Source organism: Pararhizobium sp. P1_E7 (assembly GCF_056405855.1).
In genome coordinates, this window is record NZ_JBFUBH010000121.1 from 1 (window position 1) to 5,906 (window position 5,906).

Sequence of the window (5,906 nt, forward strand, 5' to 3'; positions counted from 1 at the left end):
CTACCGCACGGTCCAGATGGTCTTTCAAGATCCGTATGCCTCACTGCACCCCCGCCATACAGTGAATCGCACGCTCTCCGAACCGCTCGCGATTCATGGCGAAAGGGATCTACCGCACGGTCCAGATGGTCTTTCAAGATCCGTATGCCTCACTGCACCCCCGCCATACAGTGAATCGCACGCTCTCCGAACCGCTCGCGATTCATGGCGAAAGGGATGACGGCCGCGTTCTTCAGGCCCTTAAAGAAGTTGGACTGAGCCCCACCTTCCGCTTCCGCTATCCGCATCAGCTCTCGGGCGGACAGCGACAGCGTATCGCCATTGCCCGCGCATTGATCTTGCGTCCAAAGGTTCTGCTCCTGGATGAACCGACTTCCGCGCTGGATGCCTCGGTGCAAGCTGAGATCCTGAACCTGCTCGATGACTTACGACAGCAGTTGGGATTGACATACATTCTGGTGAGCCATGATCTCGCCGTCGTTGCACATTTATGCGAGCGCCTGCTCGTGATGCGCCATGGCGAGGTCGTGGAAGAGACAAGCTCGGCAGCGTTGCGACTTGGAAAAGCTTCGAACGAATATACCCGATCACTGATCAAGGCGAGTGAAGGCTTCACGCGCGAAGCCGCTCTACCGTCGCTCGGCTGCGTTGCTGGCTGAGCGGGCCTGGCAAGGCGGTCTCCGTCTATGACATCGCACTGACCAACCGCACGGAACTCGATGGCCTCGCTGTGGCAGCGGCTTCGATGTTTGTCGCGCCTCTACTCGCAGACCGTTGGCCGGCATTTACACCATTGGCGATGCGGAAGCCTTCGACTGGCTTCGTCGGCTGCATTCCGTCTGTGGTATCGACGTTGAGCCTTCCGCTGCAACGGCACTGGCCGGACCATCTCGCCTCGCCGGTGTCACACTTTTCTCGAGGGAAGACCTTTCTCAGGCGACACACGTCAGCTGGACAACTGGAGGCTCATTGGTGCCATCGAACGAGTTTCAAGCCTATCTCTCATACGATCAGGACGGTGAATCCCAGAGGGGCGCTTAGTCTTTCTCGCCCCACATTTCATCGGTTTCACGCTTGTGGTCGCCGGCCGCAAACGGGCCAAGCTCTCGCGCCAGCGCGAGAGACCTGGCAAGCCAGGTGCTTATCGGCACATAGTCGAGGGCAACGACAGGCCAGCTCTCACGAATGTAGTCACCATAGAGATCAGCCGCCTGCCGGTCAGTGACGATGCCCTTGCGCTGCAAGGTGAAAACCAGGTCCATCATCGGATCGGACGGAACCTCGGCGTCCGAGAGACGGGCAACCTGATCGACCCAGTCATCGATTGGAAGCCGCTCGGCCGCGATCCCGTGTTGCGCTAGTAATCCGGCGCAAGGCTGATCCTGCCTGCCCCCGTCATTGCTGCTTCTCCGGCGCCGGACGGTCACGGTACATTTCTGGTCTTTCCCGGCCTACGTGGCTTTCACCAGGCACCCGAAATCTCCCCATCGCCGGCATCATAGAACTGGCCGCCCGTTTAATTTTCCTTGCCACAAAGGGATCCCTTTCGGACACGCACACATAGATAGCGAGATATAGGATATGCCGAGGCGAATTGTTTTGACGGCGCGCCAGCGGTCGTCCCTGCTTGACCTGCCAACCGACGAAGCTTCTCTGCTCAAGCACTATACCCTGGCGGATGACGATATCGAACATATCCGCACCCGGCGCAAAGCCCGCAATCGCCTCGGCTTTGCGCTGCAACTGTGCGCATTTCGGTACCCAGGCCGGCTTTTGACGGCAGACGACACCATTCCGGCAGAAATGGTCAAATTCATCGCGGCCCAGCTTAGCATGCAAATAGACGATCTCGATGGCTATGCCATCCGCGAAGAGACCCGGCGCGAGCATCTTTTGGAGCTCCGTGCCATCTATGGCTACAGGAGTTTCACAGGCCGCGTTGCAGGAGAATTGCGGGACTGGCTTCATGGCCAGGCCGAAGATGCCCGCTCCAATGAGGACCTTGCTCAGCGATCCATCGAACAATGCCGCCGGATTCAGATTATTCTGCCGGGCGTTTCGACCATCGAACGGTTATGCGCCGACGCTCTGGTGGAGGCCGAACGGCGGGTCGAAGGTCATGTTAGCCGTTTCGTTTGGATCCGCAAATTTGAGATCGGTAACAATTCGGCCGACGCCAACCACCTGCTCGACAGGCTTGAATTTCTGCAGAGGCTTGACCTCGATGCCCAAGTGCTGGCCGGAACGCCACCCCATCGTATTACCCGTCTTCGCCGGCAAGGTGAACGTTACTTCACCGACGGCTTGCTCGATGTTAGCACGGACCGGCGCTTGGCTATTCTTGCCGTCTGTGTCGTAGAATGGAGGGCCGCCATCGCCGATACGCTCGTGGAGACCCACGACCGGATCGTCGGCAAGACATGGCGGGAGGCGAAGAGACTTTGTGATGGCAGCGGATGCCAAGGCTGCCGTCACCAATACATTGCGGGCTTTTTCCAGTCTCGGCTCCGCGGTGCTTGAAGCGCATAACGATGGCAGGTCTCTGGAAAAGGCAATCACTATATCGCCCGGTTGGTCCGAACTGGAAAAGCTTGTCGCCACCGCAGCGCAACTCACCGATACAATGGCCGCCGATCCGCTCTCTCATGTCGCGCAGGGCTATAATCGGTTCCGCCGTTATGCGCCGCGCATGTTGCGGTGTTTGGACATTCAAGCCACTCCTGTGGCCGAACCCCTCATGGCGGCAGCGGCGGTGATTCGAAACGGCCTGGACTGTCCCTCACTGCTGTTCGGCCAACTTCCAAAAGGAGCCGCCATCTCAATACGGCGCGCAAGGACCGCCGATTATGGGAAGTAGCGGTGCTGTTTCATCTGAGGGATGCCTTTCGTTCGGCGGACATCTGGCTCACCTCTTCTCGCCGCTATGCCGATCTGAGAGACACTCTGGTGCCCATAACTGCCGCAAAGGCGACGGCCAGACTGGCCATCCCCTTTGAGCCCGAAACCTGGCTCGCCGATCGAAAAGCTCGCATGACGCAGGGGCTGAAGCGGCTCGCCAACGCCGTTCGCACCGGCACCATCCCGAAGGGCAGCATCGAAGATGGCACCTTGAGGATCGAGCGCTTGGCCGCAGCAGTGCCCCAAGATGCCGAGGAACTCATCCTCGATCTCTACCGGCGCATTCCCGAGGTGCGGATCACCGATATCCTTCTTGAAGTCGATGCGGCAACTGGCTTTGGCGACGCCTTCACCCACTTGCGGACCGGAGCGCCCTGTAACGACAGGATAGGCCTGCTGAACGTGCTGCTCGCCGAAGGACTCAACCTCGGACTGAGAAAGATGGCGGAAGCCTCGAACACCCATGATTACTGGCAATTGTCGCGCGTGTCGCGCTGGCATGTTGAAAGCGACGCCATCAATCAAGCCTTGGCCATGGTCGTCGCTGCCCAGGGGCGATTGCCCATATCCCAATTCTGGGGGCTGGGTGAAACTGCCTCCAGCGATGGCCAATTCTTTCCGGCTGCACGGCAAGGAGAGGCCATGAATCTGATCAACGCCAAATATGGTACCGAGCCCGGCCTGAAGGCCTACACGCATCTCTCCGACCAGTATGCCCCGTTTGCCACCCAGCTCATTCCCGCGACGGTGAGCGAAGCACCTTACATTCTCGACGGTCTGCTCATGAACGAAACCGGGCAACGCATTCGCGAGCAATATGCGGATACCGGCGGATTCACCGATCATGTCTTCGCTGCGGCTTCAATCCTGGGATACCAATTCATCCCTCACATCCGAGATCTGCCATCCAAGCGCTTCTACGTATTCAATCCAACCGGCACACCGCAGGAACTGCGTGGGCTGGTCGGCGGTAAAATTCGCGAAGATACCATTTTCCAGAACCGGCCCGATATCTTACGAAGCGCCGCCACCATGGTTGCCGGCATCATGCCGCCCAGCCAACTCCTGCGCAAATTCGCCTCATATCCGCGACGACACGATCTGGCGCTGGCGCTCCGGGAAGTCGGGCGGATCGAACGCACGCTCTTCATCATCGAGTGGATCCTCGATATCGACATGCAACGGCGCGCCCGTATTGGCCTCAACAAGGGCGAGGCACACCATGCCCTCAAGAATGCTCTGCGCGTTGGGCGCCAAGGCGAAATCCGCGACCGGACTACGGAGGGGCAGCACTATCGCATGGCCGGTCTCAATCTGCTCGCCGCAATCGTCATCTTGTGGAATAGCGTTCATCTCGGTCATGCCATCATCAGTCGCCAACAAGCAGGTCTCGATGTGCCTCCGGAGCTTCTTGCTCACATCTCTCCACTCGGATGGGCTCACATCCTGCTCACGGGCGAATATAGGTGGCCGAAACCGTAGGAGGTTCGCTAACGTACGATTCCGCCCCCAGCCGGAACCGACCCCGACAAGATCCTTCGCTCCCTTGGTGTGATCATTCTTCCCGATCTGTATGTCAATGCTGGCGGTGTGGTCGTCAGCTATTTCGAGTGGGTGAAGAACCTGACGCATATTCCGTTTGGGCTGATGGAACGTCGGCGGCGCGAGCGGCGCAACCAGACGCTTGCCACAGCGCTCGAGCGGATGACCGGCAAGGAGTTTCCGGCCGACATTCGCGACGAATTCCTTGAAGGCGCCGAGATCGACCTCGTCCGTTCGGGCCTCGAAGACGTCATGCGCAACACCTGGGCCCGCATCGGCGATCTTCTTGAGAAGCAACCGGAACTCGGTGACTATCGGACCGCCGCCTATGTCGCCTCCATTCGGCAGGTCGCGGAAGCCTATGAGGCAATCGGTATCTGATCCGATATCGATCAATTGGCCACCGGGCTTTGCCAAGGCAGAACTGCACGCCTTGTCCCTATTGAACAGCGGAGACGGATAAAAAACCCTCTCGGCTCCAAATGCCCCGAAGAGCATCCCGTCGAAATGGCGCGAAACTGCGTTTCCGCCGTCAATATTGCAGTCTTACGTATTATTTGCGCCCGGAACGTCGCCATGCGTCAGTCAGTGGGGCGTATGATGGTTTCGGTCGGGGTCCTGGCACCGCCTATCGTTGCGTGACAGCTGCACACCAAAAGCGCCTCCCAAGCGACTGGGCTGCCGTCGGTCATATCCTGACGGCAGCCAATTTTTTGCGAGCGCAAGAAGCTTCGGTACCCTGCCCGTGCCGCCCTCCTGGCGCTAAAGCCCGCCCATGCAGAGGTACTTCATTTCGAGATAATCCTCGAGCCCATGCCGGGAGCCTTCTCGTCCAATGTCCGATTGCTTGATTCCACCAAAAGGGGCTGCTTCCGACGACATACGGCCAGTGTTGATCCCGATCATGCCATATTCCAGGGCCTCAGCGACGCGCCAGACCCGCTTGAGATTGGAGGCATAGAAGTAGGCGGCGAGGCCGTAAATCGTGTCATTGGCTTCCCTCACGACATGGTCCGGATCGTCGAAGCGGATGATCGGCGCAAGCGGCCCGAAGGTTTCTTCCTAAGCCAGACGCATCGTGCTGAAGACATTCGTGATCACCGTCGGTTCGAAGAACGTTCCGAATGTCCCGACCCGCCGCCCGCCACAGCGGATCCTTGCTCCTTTCCCGACAGCGTCACTAATATGAGCTTCAATCTTTGCCAGGGCGTGTTGGTCGATGAGGGGACCGACAGTCACATCCGGCTCAAAGCCGTCTCCGACCTTCAGCGTGCGCACCCGTTCGGTGAACTTCTCGGCAAACTCATCGTAGACATCCGACTGAACATAAAGGCGATTGGCGGAGATACAGGTCTGGCCAGCATTTCGAAACTTGGCCTGTATCGCCCCATCGACGGCGGCGTCGATGTCGGCATCGTCAAAGACGATGAAGGGCTCGAAACTGATCCGCTTCATCTGGTCCGAAC

At 58.8% G+C, this 5,906-nt stretch carries 1 protein-coding gene and 4 pseudogenes; 3 read left to right on the forward strand and 2 right to left on the reverse strand.

Annotated elements, in window-relative coordinates; all coding sequences use genetic code 11:
- Positions 1–101: 101 nt before the first annotated feature.
- Positions 102–659 (forward strand): annotated as a pseudogene (locus tag AC1D17_RS27365) (ABC transporter ATP-binding protein); the annotation flags it as partial.
- Positions 660–1,037: 378 nt separating this feature from the next.
- On the opposite strand, the gene AC1D17_RS27370 reads toward AC1D17_RS27365, so the two are convergent.
- Positions 1,038–1,427, reverse strand: a complete 390-nt coding sequence (locus AC1D17_RS27370) for a hypothetical protein (RefSeq protein WP_477568396.1) — start codon at positions 1,425–1,427, stop codon at positions 1,038–1,040.
- Positions 1,428–1,581: 154 nt separating this feature from the next.
- On the opposite strand from AC1D17_RS27370, the pseudogene AC1D17_RS27375 reads away from it, so the two are divergent.
- A pseudogene (locus tag AC1D17_RS27375) lies at positions 1,582–4,380 on the forward strand (Tn3 family transposase).
- Between the two features lie 45 nt (positions 4,381–4,425).
- Positions 4,426–4,821, forward strand: a pseudogene (locus AC1D17_RS27380) (Rossmann-fold NAD(P)-binding domain-containing protein); the annotation flags it as partial.
- A gap of 381 nt (positions 4,822–5,202) precedes the next feature.
- Here the strand turns inward: AC1D17_RS27380 and AC1D17_RS27385 are convergent.
- Positions 5,203–5,906: pseudogene (locus AC1D17_RS27385) on the reverse strand (aldehyde dehydrogenase family protein); the annotation flags it as partial.